The following is a 15769-nucleotide window of genomic DNA, read 5'->3' on the forward strand; positions in this document are numbered from 1 at the left end:
CATGTCCGGTCGATCCGTCGGACAGGCTAATTGAGAACAAACGACCAGCCCCGATTCGTCACCGAAACAATCGTTTTACGGAAAGCTACGGCCTTTCCATGTCCGCGGTTCATTCCCCGCCCTGGCGTAAAGTTGAACATTGACCTTGCGGGAATCTGACGCGTATTTTTTCCCCGCGTTGGGTGGGGCTGCTGAGGACCGAACGTGCTGCCCAGTTATGGAGCGGTGAGAGTGTCATTATAATCCCCCCGCCTTTCTCGCTCCAGAACCACGGCGGGGTGTTCACTCCGGATAAAATCCGTTACCACAGCCCAATTAACGCAATATGTTTGGTTGCCGGTGGTCGGGTGACTGTTGCAGCGAAGGGCGCTTCACAAGAACGGGCGATTTGCCAAGAGACATTTATCATCAGCGAGCGGGTGCGTGGCGTGAAAGCTGGGATAGGGGGCGGCTCCCCTAGGCGACAAAAACACGCTACCATTTAAATTTCGCCACATCCCGTTGTGCTAATTGTCCGGATGAGGCTCTGCTTCGACTCGAAACCGGGCATTTGCCCCACTTCCGGTGGGCGCGAACCTAGCTCTCCGTGGAGAGAATTGTTGCCGATTTTGCTGTTTTCAAACACGGTTGCACGGTGGGAAAGGAATAAGCATGGCTCACGAGGTGACCCTCATTACCGGTGACGGAACCGGGCCGGAACTGGCCTCCGCTGCTCGTCGCTGTGTGGATGCCACGGGCGTCGAAATTCACTGGGATGTTCAGGAAGCCGGCGTGGACGTTATGGAAAGGACCGGGACCCCGCTCCCAGAGGCAACGATGGAGAGCATTCGCCGAACACGTTGCGCGTTAAAGGCCCCGATCACCACACCGGTCGGAACCGGATTCCGCAGTATCAACGTGTATCTCCGGCAGGAATTAGGGCTTTATGCATGCGTGCGTCCGTGCAAATACTATCCAGGGGTGCGGACGTTTTTCGAGCGGGTACCCGTGGACCTGGTGATCATTCGCGAGAACACGGAAGATCTCTATGCGGGGGTCGAATTTGAACGGGGCCAGCCAAATACCGCCGAACTGATCAGCACAATCAACCGCCTGTCCACTGATCGGAAAGTAAAGACCGGACCTGAGGAAACTGGCATTTCAATCAAGCCCATCAGCGTCTCCGGGACCGAGCGGATCGTGCGATTCGCCTTCCGGTATGCTCGAGAAAACAATCGCAGGAAGGTCACGGCCGTCCACAAGGCCAACATCATGAAATTCACCGACGGATTGTTCCTCGATGTGGCACGGCGGGTCGCCCAGGAGTTTCCGGATATCGAATTTGAGGACCGGATTGTGGACAACATGTGCATGCAGCTTGTCCAAAAGCCGGATCTGTATGATGTACTTGTCCTCCCCAATCTTTACGGAGACATCATCAGTGACCTGGCAGCCGGACTGGTGGGCGGACTGGGCGTGGCACCAGGAGCCAACATCGGAGAGAACGGCGCAGTCTTTGAGGCTACACATGGCAGCGCTCCAAAGTACAAGGGGCTCAACAAGGTCAATCCCACCGCACTCATTCTGTCGGCGGTTCTCATGCTCCGCTATCTGAACGAGAAGGAGGCCGCCGACCTGCTCGAACGGGCAGTGGCCGAGGTGATTCGGGAGGGGAAATACGTGACGTACGATCTCAAACCAGATCGCAATGACCCGACGGCGGTGGGAACCCAGGAAATGGCCGACGCAATCTGCCGAAAGATCGAGGAGCTACGAACGACGGCAAAATAGCTGTCCCCGTAAGAGCGGAAGGCCCCCATCCATCCAGGTGTTTTTCCGGTAGCTTGACCCTCCCCAATCGGAAAAATTGGTAAATTCTCGTTTGGGGGACGATGTGATACTAAGAGGAATGAGCTTTTTGCGACCATTTGAAGAGGCGCACCCGTGAAGCGCTGCGCTTAGGATGCGCGTGCGCAGTCTTTTTGAATGTGCTTGACTCGACTTCTCTGGCGTACTTAAGTGTTGTGCTCATCCATATCTTCCTTTCTTTTCATCACTTAGAGAAAGTTGCAAAGTTCTGGCACGGGATATGCTCTGGATCCTCACGTCGGTTGGTTGCGTGGCCCGGATCAGGAACGCCTTGCAGAAAAGAGGAGGGTGTCATGCGTGGGAAATGGCTACTGGCTGTTGTGTGTGCGATAGGACTGGCTGGCGCTCAAGCCGCCCTAGGGCACGACGACTGGGGACGAGGTGACCGTCGGGGTCCAACCTTCGGTGGTGGCGTTTACTCGTTTGTCCACGAGGGTCGCGACTACTGGTACGGCTACCATCATCCACACCATGTGCCGCCGCCGGTGATTGTGAAACCGTACCCTGGTCATCCGCCGGTGATCATTGTGCCTCCGCGGCACGATGATTGCCACAGGCCTCGATACTATGGTTATTCGCACAGTCACGGCGGAATTGGTATTTACGGACCGAGATTTGGTTTCAGCCTGCGGTGGTAATAGCACCGTTGCGGCGGAGCAGAAAAGAGCTTAAGCCCCCGGCGACGAAAGGTGTTACCCGTAGTTGGTAACACCTTTTTTGTGTTTAGAAAACCACCTCCCGTAACTCGGGGTGATCGCCTGGGTGAAGCATTTGGAGGAACTCCAGACCGAGCTGAAAGAAACCGCCGCCCATGGGGGTCAGATGCACGGCCCTGGCAAGGATGAATCGCATTTCCCCCTGATACTTTAGTCCCACCACCACGCGGTCGTATCCACGTGGCTCGGACAGAATGACCGACATCCCAGTGGAGGAAAATTCCTTTGTGATCACCGGTAACTTTTCCCGGACCGGGATCGTCCTGGCGTCATAAGGAATCAAAACCGCCACGACGCACAACCGGGTACGCGACTCCCGCCTTTGTCCGAGTTCAACGGATTCCGCCACTTCCGAGTGGCTGTTGACAAATTTGAGAACGAAACTTTGCACTTCGTGAACTTTTTTCTGGGTGAAGAATGGCATGCTCTCAGCCTCGCCCACCAGAGTCAGCGTAGAAAAACGTTGAAGCGATGGTCTCCTCGCCTTACCGACCCACTCGCTGCGAATACCGATCTGCGTTGAGCAGCGGGTAGCCGGCTCGGCCAACTCATTCCGATTTTCCCTGTCTGGGAAAATCTAGCTTATAAGATCTATTGGTGGGAAATGGCTGAGAGTGAGGTGCGAAAATGCATCACTCATGTGGGGGGTGTAACTGCGATAAAATGGCCTGCAGAAGCCGAACGCACCCCCTTTCCCTCTTGTCACGCTTTAGGGAGTTCCTACGACGCGCGAAACGCTTGAGCCGAACCCCCGAATGGTTGCCATCGGACGGGACCGGCACCCATTCGGGCACGCGGTAGGCTATCCCTTCAGATACTCCTCCGGGAAACGCCACGGCTTTCGATAAACCGGAACGGCGAGACGCGCCGCTTCCTCGTCTCCAACGATTTGTTCCGAATCCGGATCGAAGGTGAGCGACCGTCCCAAACGGTACGCGAGATTTCCCAACACGATGGGGACATCCACGCGAACGTGATAGAACACGCTGCAGGATGGCTGTTCTCGTGTTTTCACGCAATTGATCCATTCCAGTTCGTGTCCAGGCGAGGGCGGGATGGAAGCAGGCGGCGGCTCACGGTCCTTCATGCGATCGCCTTCCGGCACCACCTGATGCATCGTGTAATTGGCGTACAGCGTTCCATCCACTCCATGGAAATAAATGCCCAGACGACGTTGTGGCACGGGGTTCCCGTGGAGGTCGAAGCCGTAGCTGTTCACGAGATTGCACATCCAGGTCATCGTCAGGTTCGGGTACTGCCACAGGATTTCCTGAACATCCGGGGCGTCCCCATCGTCACGAATAATGTAGCGACCACCTGAACAGTGGACGCGAAGCGGATATTTGAGATCCAGCGCCCAGATGGGGAGGTCGATGATGTGGGGCGCCATTCCCGGTGTCCAGCCCCCGCTGTAGTCCATCCAGGAACAATGGTAGTAGGAACTGCTGGCGAGGATGCGGTTGTACGGTCGCATGGGCGCCGGGCCGATCCAGAGCTCCCAGTTCAGGTCTGGGGGGCACGGAGTGCCGGGGTCGCGTCCCACTCCTTCCGGCCCCTGGTTCATGACATTAAACGTCCGAACGACGCTGACCTGCCCGATAAACCCTGCCCGAATCTTTTCCACCACACGACGGTAGTTTTCGGATGCGTGGATTTGGGTGCCGATCTGGCTGATGCGATTGTGCTTCTTTACGGCGTTGCGAACCGCCAGACTCTCCCCGAGATGGAGCGTCATGGGTTTTTGCAGGTAGATATCTTTGCCGGCTTCGCAAGAGTGGATCGCATGAAGACAATGCCAGTGGGGTGGTGACGCAATGATCACGGCATCTACATCTTTTTGATCCAGCAATTCGCGATAGTCTTTAAAACCTTTGCAACCGGGGTATTTCTTGAGCACGGCATCTAAACGGGACTCCCACGGATCGGCGGCGGCCGCGACAACCACATCTGGGTGCTGTGCGGTGTTTGCGAGGTTCGCCTGGCCCATTCCGCCGCAACCGATGAGGCCAACCCTCACTTTTTCACTGGCGCCCGAGGTGCCTCCCTCGCCGAGTACGGCACCGGGAATGAAGGTGGGCACCATCATTCCTGCGCCGCCCAGGAGGGCTGTTCGATCGAGAAAACTCCGGCGGGACAAACGATCAGGCTTGTTCATGGCTGGATCTCCTGTCATCGGACGGAGGATGGATGGGGTAAAGGTGAACACTTCAGCCAGGATGGTGTAATTTCTCTTAGGATCCAAGGGCGAATCTCCAACCGCCCTGAGCGAGGATCCCTCGCCCAGTTGAGCATGGATCGGAATTACGACCGCACAACGCGGAGCTTTTCTTCGAAATCACACGTTTTCCGGAACGACGAACGGCTTCCGGTAATCTCGCGTGAGGAGTTTATCCGCTTCGGGGTTGTCAACAAAACGCTCTTTACTTCGGTCGAACGCCAATTTGGGGCCCAAAATGCACGTGAGCTTCGTCAGATCCACGCCCAAAGCGCCCGCGATGTTGTCTTCCAGCATCTTCCATGCAGCGGCGACCAGCTCGTGGTTTGGCAATCCGGCGGCCGCTTCGGCGAAGCTGACTTCCTTGCCCAGGCGATAAGAAATGTTACCCAGGTGGCAGAGGGCGGAAGAGTAGTGGGCAACCTCGATATCGGCGTGCAGTTCTTCGACTTTGCGACTGCGCATGCATGCGATGAAGTTTTCGAATTGGTCGCCCGGACCCATTTTGACGTCCACCTTCACCAGCGGTTCTGGCTGGTCCTTTCCCTTGGGATAGAACTTACCGTCCTTGATGACGCCTTCTTCAAGATAGAATTCGTTGGTGACGATGGGGTCAAATTTTTTGCCGCCCGGGCCTGCTTTTCCCACGAGACCTCGCACCTCAAAGAGCAAGAGCACATCTCCGAAACCCATGACGGTGATCTGCATGTTGGGCGTCTGGCCCTGGTCCTTCCAGTTGTGGTTGGGCTCGTCGACATATCGGCCACCCGCGCTGATGACCCAGTCCGGCAACGTGGCGCCAGGGATCGCCCAACGCGCGATGTCCATCTGATGAACTCCCTGATTGCCGATTTCCCCATTGCCAGTTGGCCAGAACCAGTGCCAATTGTAATGGACGAGGTTTTCGTTGTACGGCATCCACTGAGCGGGTCCGAGCCACAGGTTGTAGTCCAGCCCAGGCGGCGGATCCTTATCTTCTTTGAATCCGATGGACCACCGTGGTTTGCTGGCATAGCCTTTCGAGACCAACAGTTTGCCGTATTTGCCTGAAGCGATGGCGGCCACCTGCTGTGCCCAGGAGGCACTCGACCGACTCTGCGTGCCATGTTGCACAATTCGGCCGTATTTGCGGGCGGCCTCGACGCACTTGCGGCCCTCGAACACGTTGTGGCTGCACGGCTTTTCCACGTAAACGTCTTTGCCCGCCTGGCATGCCCAAATTGTCATGAGCGAATGCCAGTGATTGCAGGTGGCGATAGAGATTGCGTCCAGGTTCTTGTCGTCCAGAGCCTCGCGGATATCCTGGACACACTTGGGGGTATTACCACCGCGTTTTTCGACCTGCTTGATGCGACTAGCAAACAATCGGCTGTCGGGATCGATCAAATACGTGACCCGCACATTGGGCATACTGGCAAAGGCATCAATATGGGCTCCACCGCGTCCGTGGATGCCCGCCACACCGATGTTGATCGTCTCATTAGCGCCGATGATTCGACCCGAGCTGCGTGTGCCCGAGATCGCAAAAGTGAAGACCACCCCAGCGGCAGCCGATGTTTTGAGAAAGGAGCGACGATGAACACGCATAGGTTTGACCTCCTTCATCAAAGGGTGTGACGGATCGTGCAATGGTTTGCTGGTGAATCGTTCGCGGTTTGGAAAGATGTATCTCCGGCTCTGGTGTGCTTCCAAGGTTGGATGGAACCGGACCGAGCGCCCTGCTCGAAGCCCGCCAACATTAAAACAAGACGGAAGCTCGTCGTCCAGTCTTGGGCTTAAATTTTCCCGTGGGGACGTCGCCTGGCGAAGACTGTTCGACCTTTTTCCAGAACGTGCCTTGGGCTGAATCGCGGCGATCACCAGCACCACTCTTTCAAGCAACCGGGACCTAAAAAAGTGCCTCGGGGGCATTGAAATTTTTGCAACCTTCGATATAAAGCCGATGAAACCACTTGCGGCGTGCCATCGATGGTGGCCATTGAGCGATGGCGGCCCTGAAAACGTGGCTGGGTGTGGCTGTATGTGCCCAGGCGGGAAAGGTGGCCTGTAAACGGCTTCGGCGGTCGGAGCCATCCCGCGGGTACTGTTTGGACGGAGGTACGTATCGTGGCGACCAAGAAAGCAGCGACGAAGGGTGCGGCAACCAAGAAGGCTGCTGCCAAGAAGGCAACCAAGAAATCGTGCAAGAAGAAATGCTGACCGAGATTTGAGAGACTGGAAGCCTGTCCTCGGATCGGGGAAAGGCAAAAGGTCTCAGCGTCGGCTGACGCCGCTCACCCCGACGAGAAAGGGCCGCGAAGCACGAGGCTGAGCGGCCCTATTTTCGTGGAAACGCTCCCACATAGCTGCGTCTCGTTGCAGGTTCCGCGTGGGTATGCCATACTGGAATGGGGAGTCCATGCCATGGCAATCATGTGCCCGCGCTGTGGTGCGGCTTACGATGTAACCTTGTTCGCGTTTGGTCGTTCCATAAGGTGTGAGTGCGGCCAGTGGATCGATGTACGATCCGGTCACACCCAACCAGTTCGTTTCTTGCAAGAAGGAGGACATGCCATGGCAGAGATTCCAGTGGGACGCGTAACACACTACTTCAGCCATTTGGGCGTGGCGGCTGTGGAGATTACGAATGGCACTCTGGCCGTAGGAGATACCATCCACATCAAAGGGCACACGACTGACTTTTACCAGCCTGTGACCTCGATTCAAATTGACAGGCGGCCCGTTCAGCAGGCGGAGGCCGGGCAGAACGTGGGGATCAAAGTTGCGGAACATGCGCGTGAACACGATACCGTGTACAAGGTAGTTCCGGAGGCGTCGGCATAAGGGCGTGCGATTCCTCACATGTTCCAGGTTGACTGCGAAGAATGGGGTGCAACTCCTTTTCAGACTCAGGATTACGAGCTCCTCGATTTCGGAGAAGGACGTCGCCTGGAACGCTTTGGAGCGTGGGTTTTAGACCGGCCCAGTCCCGCGGCGGAAGGGCCGCCGGTTCGGCCGCCGTTGTGGCGCATGGCTCACAGTCGGTTCGAGCGGGTTCGTGGGAATCTGGGCAGGTGGGTGGACCAGACTCACGTCCCGCAGCGATGGACGATTCGATGGGGCCCGCTCGTGTTCGAATTGAAGCGGAACGATTCTGGCCACGTGGGGCTTTTTCCGGAACAGGCTGCCAACTGGAACTGGCTCTACTATCGGCTTCGCGCCACTCCTCCCACCAAGCCGATTCTCAACCTTTTTGCCTATACGGGAGGGGCTACTCTGGCGGCGGCACTGGCAGGAGCCGAGGTCATCCATGTGGATGCCGCTCGGAATGTGGTGGGTTGGGCACGTCGTAACGCCGAGCACTCGGGCCTGGAAAATCGGCCCATTCACTGGATTGTCGAAGACGCGCGAAAATTTGTGCGGCGCGAGCTGCGGCGAGGCAAAAGCTACGAGGGGATCATTCTGGATCCGCCCAGTTACGGTCATGGTCCCCGAGGCGAGGCCTTTCAGTTTCACAAAGATATTGAGGCCCTTGTACGAATGTGTTTTGAGCTAATGGCCCCCGACCGGGGTTTCTTCCTCTTCACGTGCCACACGCCTGGTTACGGTACCCAGCAGGTTACACGATTGATCCACGGGATTCGTCCAGAGATTTGGCAGTATGGGGAATTAAAAATCCGGATGATGGCGATTCCTACTGCGGATGGCCGATTCCTTCCCAGCGGTATGATGGTCCGCTGGGATGCGCTCGGTGTTCCGGCACCTTCGAACAAGCTCTAAGAGTTGCTATCCACAAGATAGAGGCGGCGCAATGCCCGCTCGATGAGCACGCCCACAGGCTGACCTTTTGCATTTACCACCAGCGCCAGAGGTTCCCGTGTCCGAAACAGCTCTTGAAGGACGGACACCAATCGCTCCTCCGCATAAACGCGAAAAATCGGCCGAACAAAAGCACGCACCGGTGTCTCTGGATTCAAAAAGAGTTCCGCCAGACATACGTAGCCTCTGTATCTTCCATCACCGGTGCTCTCGCAAACCAGGGCAAACTCCTCTTCTTTAAAGGATGATTGCTGAGCCAGATGTTGCCAGGTGATGTCGAGCGAAACGTGGGGAATAGCCGAGAGTTCCTGCATGAACGCGCTTACCGGTTTGGCGCCGCTCTCCAGAATGGCTCGAGCGATCCGACGCTGCATGCCCACAATTAGTCCCGCGTGTTCACCCTCCTCCATGATCCGTCGTAACTCCTGACTGGTGATCTCGGAGCGTGCTTCGTCCAGCGGAGCAGTAAGGAACAAAGCCAAGACTCGACTATACGCCCAGAGGATCACTGCGACGGGCAACAGCACGACGGCCAGAACGGCAAAGACGGGCCCTGTGATGCGAAGCAGCCGAAAAGGAGCCTGAAGGAAGAGTCGCTTTGGAATGAGTTCTCCGAAAATAAAGACGATGGGAGTCGTGACGAACGTGGCGAGAAACTCGACCGTTGTGGTCGACGCACTGGCCAGTTGCTGTAAAAGAACAACGGCCGCGAAAGAGACCAAATAATTGGCTAGATTGTTGCCTACAAGAGTCGTGCTAATGAATAACGCGGGCCGCTCGGCGAACCAGGCAAGGATGCGCGCAAGCCAATCACCCGTGCCCGCCAGGACCTGGAGTCGTAATCGAGAAACGCGATAGAAGCCGGTTTCCGTTCCGCTGAAAAGTGCGCTTAAAGCAAGGCCGATGAGGAATAAAGCAAGTGGCAAAACGAGGGTCATTCACCGGTCTCCTTCGCGTGATCACAGCGGCGAAGTTCAGCCAGAATGACACCACGACGGCCCACCTGAATGGCACGCAATTCAAATGGTCCCCACCGGCAGATGTCGCCAGGCTTGGGCAGTCGTCCTAATTGGTCCTGAAAGATGCCGGCGACTGTACGGCTGGCCTCCTCGGGATGTTCCAGACCGAAATAACGGCACAGGCGATAAACACTCGTCAACCCCGTTACGTGCCAGACGCCCGGCTGTACAGGGAGGATGGGACGCCGTCCGAAGAACTGCTCGCTGCGGCTGGTCTCACGTGTGAAGATGCGGGAGAGAAGGTCCTCAAGAGTGATGATGCCCACCGTTTCGCCATACTCATTCACAACCGCTGCCACGTCTCGATGCTCATCCACCAGGGTTTGCAGGACCTGCGCAGCCGTGACGTTCCAGGGGACATAGGCAACGGGCTCGGCCCAAACAGCCAGGTCCACGGAATCCAAACCTTCTGATTCGGTTGTGTTACTCTGATCTGAGGCCGGTAGGACATTCGGTTGCGGTTCGTCAGCGCTCACAGTGCGCTGTGCCGCTCTCATAAGGGTCCGAGAAGAAATCGCTGCCGTGAAAGCCTCGTCTTCCTGCTCCACGATGAAGAGATACTTTGACACTGAGAATGCCGCTTTGGCCTCGGGGGGTGATACCGGTCGGTGGAAAATCCGGACCTCGGTGCGAGGCTGCATGACATCCTCAGCGCGTAGATCAGAAAGCTGGACGAGGTTCTCCAGGACGTGTTGTTCATCTTCCAGTACCGCCGCAGCCTCCTGGGAGAAGCGGACCGCTTTTTCCAACTCCCTGACACGCAGAAAGGGTTCCGGTTTGAACCCGGGCCAGAACACTCGTCGAATGCTGATGGCTATTCCACGTAACACCGGCAGAAGGGGGTTTGTCAACCTGACGGCCATGTAGATGGGAAAGGCCAGTATTAGTGCGGAGGCTACCGGACGCTGGGCGGCGAGGCTTTTGGGCAGCATCTCACTGAAGAAAATGAGAACCAAGATGGAAAGCGACGCGAAAACACCGGCCTGCTGGATATTCCCCTGTCGCTGCCAGTGCAGTGTGATCACCGAAGACATCGTGAAGTAGGCCACGTTGACCAGCAAATTGCAGAACAAAATGGCCGTCAGAAGGTGTTCCCCTCGGTTCGCAAGATAGGAAGCGAGGCGACCTGTCCAGCCGAAAGTGGCCAGCCGTTGCGTGTCCTGACGACGAAGCGAGAAGAAAGCTGCTTCCGCCGCAGAAAAGCATGCCGACAGGACTGCCAATGCCCCCATCACGATCAGAAACGGGATCAGTGAGAGCATGCTCACAGCGGCGCCCTGACCTCCAAGTGGAACGGTATCACTTCGAGCCGTCCTGCGTGTTCAGGTCTCATCCAGTGTAGTGCGGCCGGTGGCCACATCGAACTCGTCGATGGCCGGAATGAGCATCGCAGCCGTGGCGAAACTGTAGGCGGCAACCAGCGTGACAAAAACCAGATGGGTTTGTCCCAAAAAAAGACTGGTAAGAGCATAAAATGTGGCCAGGGGACAGGCGAACGAAGCGAGAGCCAATGCATTCGACGGGTTTCGAATCCCCAGCGCTAGGTACAGGCCCGCTCCGCCTCCGATCATGAAAGCCAGAAACGGATGAAGCTGGGCCTGGAACGACCCACTGAACGCCAGCATCACCCGCATGCACACGGCGACACCGAGAAAGAGGAAAAACACGGTCCCCAGACTGGTCGCGATGGCATGGCGGGAGTTGACGTAGTTTAAGCCAGCGTGAACTCCGAGCATCGCCACAAATCCAAAGAGCACCCACAGACCGACAACGAGATAGACGGTGTCCTCCCACGTCAGCCAGCCGCGCCAGCCCAGCCACAGGCACAGAACCGTGGGTAAAAGCACATACTCCTTGCAGTTGTAAAAAGTTCCCGCCAGTTTGCCAAAGATAAACTCTTTGGGGGTAATGTCTGAGACCAGGAGGAGATCCAGTGTTCGACCGTCACGTTCCGTCGTCAGAGCGATGACCGCCTGGGTGTTGACGAGGATGAGACTGATCAATAAAACCGGCACCGTGACTGCGGCGACGAGGCCCTTGTTGACCCCCTCAGCAGTTTCCCCATACTGGGCCAGGGTGAAAAAGGCGGCAAAAAAGAGGGCCAGATATCCAATCCGTACGAGAAGGGCGCGCCTTCCGTACGCCCATGTGCAGACCTCCCGCCAAAGTACCGGATTGTCCCACACCTCTCTCTTTTTGCCCGGTGCGGCGTGAAGACGGCTCAATTCTTCCACCGACTTTGCCCCTCGAGCGATTGGAGTTGGAACCGTTGCCTCCTTCACGCCATCCTGGTCCGTTGTCTCGCTTTGAGACGGCCTGGTCTGGGCCTGAGCACTTGTCCCGACAGCGGCGAGAGCTGGCTCGAGCACTTCCGCTTCCTGGGCTGTGGCCCAGTCCTCCTCCGCCGGCTGCCGCCGAGGATCTCGAACTACGTTCCAAACTCGCACTCCGGCAATGGCAATGCCATTCAGGACCAGGAAAGAGACTAGCTCCACGGCAAGAAACCCCGCCCAGCTATATCGTAATATGCCGAGCGCGCCTTCTGCCCGGAGAATCGGGCGAGACGCCTCCAGAACTGCCCGCCAGGGGCTGATCATCACAGCCAGCGACGAGCAGGGTATTCCCGCAAGCGATCGCTCCCCCTGCCAGGCCAGCACCTCGCCGATGCCCAGCCAGAATACAAGCGCGAGAATGGTCAGCGTGATTGCCTGAACGGTCTTTTCCCGCCAGAAAGCCAGAACCGTGCCGATACTTCCGGCGACGAGCATGGCTGCCAAGGTAACGAGGAACACGCGAAAAATCTGGCCGTAAGAAATGCCACCTAAAAGGGCAGCAAAAAGATACACGGGAATTCCACCCACCAAGGTCGTCAGAAGCGTAACAAGGCTGCTGAAAAGCTTCCCCAGAACAAGCTCGGTGTTTGCGAGCTCTGTTACCAGGAGGAGATCGAGGGTGCGTTTGTCTTTTTCCTGACAGACGCTCGAGGCGGCGACCAATGCAGCCGAGAATATTGCCAGGACAAGCTGTAGCGGGCTGGCGATCTGAAACCACGTTTCCCCAAACCGAGCGGCGTCCCCAACATCTCGAATGTACTGCGTGCCGGTGACCACCAGCCATGCCGTGCACATGATTAAGAGGAGAATGGCCGCATAGGCCGTTCTGGCAAGAAAGAATTGCCAGCGGCGGGGACAAACGGCCATTTCGCGAGTTAATATCGGCCCTGCAAACAAAGCTTTCTCCTGGTGCTCCCAATAAGCCTTATGAGGTGTTCACTCCGGTTTCTGCTTCTACTTTAAACCCCTGTCCCCTGCCCCATCTGGGGCCATTGTTCGCACCACCAGTGTGGGGGTCGCCGTGACTGGAAACAACCAACGTCTCACACGCCGGCAATTCGCCGCGCGCAGCACAGCAACACCATCCCGGGGGCGTGTTTCCTTGCTATTTCCGAACTGCTCCTCCGGCCCCCATTTTCTGCCTTCGGTCGACGCTCCCCAACCTCCCATTTTATGTTAGACCGTGCCTGCAAGTCCCGAAAGACAGAGCTGTCGGACCAAAACGAGCCGCAGTATCCGATTGTCCCGAGGGCGGACGCCCCTCAGTGGGGATTATCTTCCTGCAAAGGGGAAAACGTTGGATCGCTTGCCCAAATTAGGGGGAGCGTTTCTCACGGCTCGACTTGCGATGGCTGGCTGGCTTGGTGGGGCTGAATCCGATAACCAACACCACGGACTGTCTCCACCATTTTTCCCGCTTCCCCCAGTTTCTTGCGGAGAGACGCAATGTGCACGTCCACGGCCCGATCGGTTGTCACGAAGGGCTCTCCGTGAACCAGTTCGGCGATTTCCGTTCGCGAAAGTACCCGACCAGCACGGCTGGCGAGAATATCGAGTATTTCAAACTCCGTCCGCGTCAGTTGGATCGACCTATCCCGCACACGCACTTCCCGTCGGGATCTATCGATCGTGATTTCCCCAACGGAATAGCATTCTTCGTCCTGCTCTTTGTCAGGCGTCTTTCGTCTGAGAACAGCGCGAATTCGAGCGATCAACACCTTTGGACTGAATGGCTTAGGAATGTAGTCATCAGCCCCGGTTTCTAATCCCGTCACGATGGCCTGATCCTCTCCTCGAGCTGTGAGCATGATGACGGGAATATTCGCTGTATCGGGCTGACTTTTTAAGCGACGACAGAATGTGAGGCCGTCCATCCCCGGCAGCATCAGGTCCAGAATGACGATGTCGATCGGTCTCTGGCTGAGGAAAGACAAAGCTTCCTCGGCCGAATACGCTGAAACCACGGAAAACCCCGCCCGCGTGAGGTTGTACTGAAGAAGTTCCTGGATGCGAGTGTCATCTTCAACGACCAGAATCTGACAAGTGCTCATGCATCATTTCCCCATGCACAGTCCCGCCAGCAAAAAAACGATCGAAAAGAGGCGTCGTGCGCTGAGCGCTCCACCCTCTGAGTTCCGTTATTTTATCGAGCTGTAACAGCTCAAGTACTGGCGCACGGACATGCTCTGGGTCAAAGTCCTCCTTCTGAAGATCGATCTTCCTGTTTTACGTTATTCCTCCCCCCTTCCGCTGACTGATCCCCAGAAAAGCCGGACAGGGTTACAGCCTTCTCATCTTGTCAACAAGACAAACGAGCGGGAAATACTCCTTCGGCCTGCCGGCCTTTTCTAGGATTCTCGTGTCTCATCGCATCACCGCAGTTACGGGAAGAACGGGTCACTGGGAATCAGCAAGCTCAAACACGGCCTCGATCTCCACTGCAGCACCTAAAGGAAGCGTGGGAGTTCCAAAAGCGGTACGCACGCCGATGCCGCCATCGTTTCCAAATACCTCTGCGAAAAGTTGGCTGCACCCGTTAATAACTGACGGTTGTCCGTGGAATCCGGGAGCCGATTGAACAAGACCGGTGAGCTTGATCAGTCGTTTCACTTTATCAAGGCTGCCTAGATAACTTCTCACGGAAGCAAGAATTCCCAATCCCGCCCAAACGGCGGCCTCTCGCCCTTTATCCTCCGTCATGTCCGCACCCACGGTTCCCCGGATTAACTCGCCGGTGTCAGTGACGGGCAGGTGGCCCGAGGTCCACAGCCAGGTGCTGGTCTGGACAACGGGCCGGTATAAACCTTTTGGCTCCGGCGGGGAGGGAAGCCGAAGGCCATTTTTTTCCAACCACAGTTGCAGCCGCTCTTCGTGGGTCATGGTGTGATGTAGGACGAAATTCTCGGTTTCAAGTCGAGGCGTTCCGGGTTAGTCGATCAGCTTGGTGATGGGTTGTTCCACAATCCCCTGCGCGCCTGCCGCCTTAAGCCGCGGGATGATCTGTCGCACGACGCTTTCGTCGCAAACGGTGATGACCGCCACCCAATCGGGATCAGAAAGGTCGGCCACCGTCGGTTTTTGCAGGGCCGGCAAGATCGCCACTACCTGTGACAGCTTGTTTCGCGGAACATTCATCATCAGGCTGACCTTGCCCTCAGCCGCCATCGCACCCTTAAGCATGAGTACGATGTCCTCGATCTTCTGCCGCTTCCAGGGGTCCTGATAGGCAGCCCGGTTGGCAATAAACCGCGGCGTGCTGACTAGAACTTCCTCCAGAATCCGCAGATTATTGGCGCGCAGGGAACTACCCGTTTCTGTCACTTCCACGATGGCATCCGCCAACCGTGGGGGTTTAACCTCGGTGGCTCCCCAACTGAATTCCACTTTTGCCTTCACCCCGTGACGAGCAAGAAACTGCTCGGTGATGCCCACTGCTTCGGTGGCGATGCGTTTGCCTTCCAAATCTTTCACCGACTGAATGGGAGAGTCCTCGGGAACGGCCAGAACCCATCGGACCGGTCGGCGGGAAACTTTGGAAAATACCAACTCCGCAACTTCCACGACATCCGCTTTCGTCTCGATGATCCAGTCGTAGCCCGTCAGTCCCGCGTCAAGGACGCCGTCCTGAACGTATCGGGCCATCTCCTGGGCTCGGATAAGAACGCACTCAATCTCCGGATCGTCAATCGCCGGGTAATAACTCCGATTCGTGTAAGTAATTTTGTAACCGGCACGACGAAACAAATCGGCCGTGGCTTCCTGAAGGCTACCGGCCGGTAAACCCAGACGCAATACTTGTCCAGACTCAGACATTCCTTCGTTCACCTCGCAGAATGAGCG

General features: G+C 56.7%; 14 protein-coding genes. 5 read left to right on the forward strand and 9 right to left on the reverse strand.

Annotation, left to right across the window (positions count from 1 at the left end; all coding sequences use genetic code 11):
• The first annotated feature begins 651 nt into the window (after positions 1-651).
• Entirely contained in the window at positions 652-1770 is a 1119-nt protein-coding gene (locus THTE_RS07450) for an isocitrate/isopropylmalate dehydrogenase family protein (RefSeq protein WP_095414834.1), read from the forward strand.
• Between the two features lie 371 nt (positions 1771-2141).
• The gene (locus THTE_RS07455; RefSeq protein ID WP_095414835.1) at positions 2142-2486 is read left to right on the forward strand and encodes a hypothetical protein; all 345 of its coding nucleotides are present in this window, start codon (positions 2142-2144) and stop codon (positions 2484-2486) included.
• Positions 2487-2571: 85 nt separating this feature from the next.
• On the opposite strand, the gene THTE_RS07460 is transcribed toward THTE_RS07455, so the two are convergent.
• From THTE_RS07460 to THTE_RS07470, 3 genes are all read right to left on the reverse strand, one after another.
• A complete protein-coding gene (locus tag THTE_RS07460; RefSeq protein ID WP_095414836.1) occupies positions 2572-2988 on the reverse strand; it encodes a hypothetical protein in 417 nt (138 codons plus the stop codon).
• A 378-nt stretch (positions 2989-3366) separates the two neighbouring features.
• The gene (locus THTE_RS07465) at positions 3367-4719 is read right to left on the reverse strand and encodes a Gfo/Idh/MocA family protein (protein WP_157731898.1); all 1353 of its coding nucleotides are present in this window, start codon (positions 4717-4719) and stop codon (positions 3367-3369) included.
• Between the two features lie 180 nt (positions 4720-4899).
• Positions 4900-6366 carry a Gfo/Idh/MocA family protein gene (locus THTE_RS07470; RefSeq protein ID WP_095414838.1) on the reverse strand — a complete coding sequence of 489 codons (1467 nt, stop codon included), beginning with the start codon at positions 6364-6366 and terminating at the stop codon, positions 4900-4902.
• Between the two features lie 398 nt (positions 6367-6764).
• Between THTE_RS07470 and THTE_RS07475 the strand changes: the two genes are divergently transcribed.
• From THTE_RS07475 to THTE_RS07485, 3 genes are all read left to right on the forward strand, one after another.
• Entirely contained in the window at positions 6765-6989 is a 225-nt protein-coding gene (locus THTE_RS07475) for a hypothetical protein (RefSeq protein WP_095414839.1), read from the forward strand.
• A gap of 343 nt (positions 6990-7332) precedes the next feature.
• Entirely contained in the window at positions 7333-7602 is a 270-nt protein-coding gene (locus tag THTE_RS07480; protein ID WP_095414840.1) for an EF-Tu/IF-2/RF-3 family GTPase, read from the forward strand.
• Between the two features lie 18 nt (positions 7603-7620).
• The gene (locus THTE_RS07485; RefSeq protein ID WP_095414841.1) at positions 7621-8538 is read left to right on the forward strand and encodes a class I SAM-dependent methyltransferase; all 918 of its coding nucleotides are present in this window, start codon (positions 7621-7623) and stop codon (positions 8536-8538) included.
• On the opposite strand, the gene THTE_RS07490 is transcribed toward THTE_RS07485, so the two are convergent.
• The 6 genes from THTE_RS07490 to hisG all read right to left on the reverse strand — a co-directional run bounded on the left by THTE_RS07490 (position 8535) and on the right by hisG (position 15742).
• Complete coding sequence (locus THTE_RS07490; protein WP_095414842.1) at positions 8535-9515, reverse strand: CNNM domain-containing protein; 981 nt, start codon at positions 9513-9515, stop codon at positions 8535-8537. The genes THTE_RS07485 and THTE_RS07490 overlap by 4 nt on opposite strands.
• Positions 9512-10858: a CNNM domain-containing protein gene (locus tag THTE_RS07495; RefSeq protein ID WP_095414843.1), complete on the reverse strand. Its 1347-nt coding sequence runs from the start codon at positions 10856-10858 to the stop codon at positions 9512-9514. Before THTE_RS07495 ends, THTE_RS07490 begins: the two co-directional genes overlap by 4 nt.
• Positions 10859-10918: 60 nt before the next feature.
• Positions 10919-12826 (reverse strand): ABC transporter permease, encoded by a 1908-nt coding sequence (locus tag THTE_RS07500; RefSeq protein ID WP_095414844.1) that lies wholly within the window; start codon positions 12824-12826, stop codon positions 10919-10921.
• Positions 12827-13260: 434 nt separating this feature from the next.
• On the reverse strand, positions 13261-13980 hold the full coding sequence (locus THTE_RS07505) for a response regulator transcription factor (RefSeq protein WP_095414845.1): 720 nt from the start codon (positions 13978-13980) through the stop codon (positions 13261-13263).
• Between the two features lie 346 nt (positions 13981-14326).
• A complete protein-coding gene (locus THTE_RS07510) occupies positions 14327-14809 on the reverse strand; it encodes a RidA family protein (protein ID WP_095414846.1) in 483 nt (160 codons plus the stop codon).
• A 48-nt stretch (positions 14810-14857) separates the two neighbouring features.
• Positions 14858-15742: an ATP phosphoribosyltransferase gene (gene hisG / locus THTE_RS07515; RefSeq protein WP_095414847.1), complete on the reverse strand. Its 885-nt coding sequence runs from the start codon at positions 15740-15742 to the stop codon at positions 14858-14860.
• Positions 15743-15769: the final 27 nt, after the last annotated feature.

Source organism: Thermogutta terrifontis, assembly GCF_002277955.1.
GTDB classification, from domain to species: domain Bacteria; phylum Planctomycetota; class Planctomycetia; order Pirellulales; family Thermoguttaceae; genus Thermogutta; species Thermogutta terrifontis.

What these genes read in the sequence shown, in the direction of transcription:
- THTE_RS07455 (WP_095414835.1), top strand. Translation starts at nt 2,142, where the DNA reads ATGCGTGGGAAATGGCTACTGGCTGTTGTGTGTGCGATAGGACTGGCT.
- THTE_RS07475 (WP_095414839.1), top strand. Translation starts at nt 6,765, where the DNA reads ATGGCGGCCCTGAAAACGTGGCTGGGTGTGGCTGTATGTGCCCAGGCG.
- THTE_RS07460 (WP_095414836.1), bottom strand. Translation starts at nt 2,988, where the DNA reads ATGCCATTCTTCACCCAGAAAAAAGTTCACGAAGTGCAAAGTTTCGTT.
- THTE_RS07495 (WP_095414843.1), bottom strand. Translation starts at nt 10,858, where the DNA reads ATGCTCTCACTGATCCCGTTTCTGATCGTGATGGGGGCATTGGCAGTC.
- THTE_RS07480 (WP_095414840.1), top strand. Translation starts at nt 7,333, where the DNA reads ATGGCAGAGATTCCAGTGGGACGCGTAACACACTACTTCAGCCATTTG.
- THTE_RS07450 (WP_095414834.1), top strand. Translation starts at nt 652, where the DNA reads ATGGCTCACGAGGTGACCCTCATTACCGGTGACGGAACCGGGCCGGAA.
- THTE_RS07490 (WP_095414842.1), bottom strand. Translation starts at nt 9,515, where the DNA reads ATGACCCTCGTTTTGCCACTTGCTTTATTCCTCATCGGCCTTGCTTTA.
- THTE_RS07465 (WP_157731898.1), bottom strand. Translation starts at nt 4,719, where the DNA reads ATGAACAAGCCTGATCGTTTGTCCCGCCGGAGTTTTCTCGATCGAACA.
- THTE_RS07510 (WP_095414846.1), bottom strand. Translation starts at nt 14,809, where the DNA reads ATGACCCACGAAGAGCGGCTGCAACTGTGGTTGGAAAAAAATGGCCTT.
- THTE_RS07485 (WP_095414841.1), top strand. Translation starts at nt 7,621, where the DNA reads ATGTTCCAGGTTGACTGCGAAGAATGGGGTGCAACTCCTTTTCAGACT.
- THTE_RS07470 (WP_095414838.1), bottom strand. Translation starts at nt 6,366, where the DNA reads ATGCGTGTTCATCGTCGCTCCTTTCTCAAAACATCGGCTGCCGCTGGG.
- THTE_RS07505 (WP_095414845.1), bottom strand. Translation starts at nt 13,980, where the DNA reads ATGAGCACTTGTCAGATTCTGGTCGTTGAAGATGACACTCGCATCCAG.
- hisG (WP_095414847.1), bottom strand. Translation starts at nt 15,742, where the DNA reads ATGTCTGAGTCTGGACAAGTATTGCGTCTGGGTTTACCGGCCGGTAGC.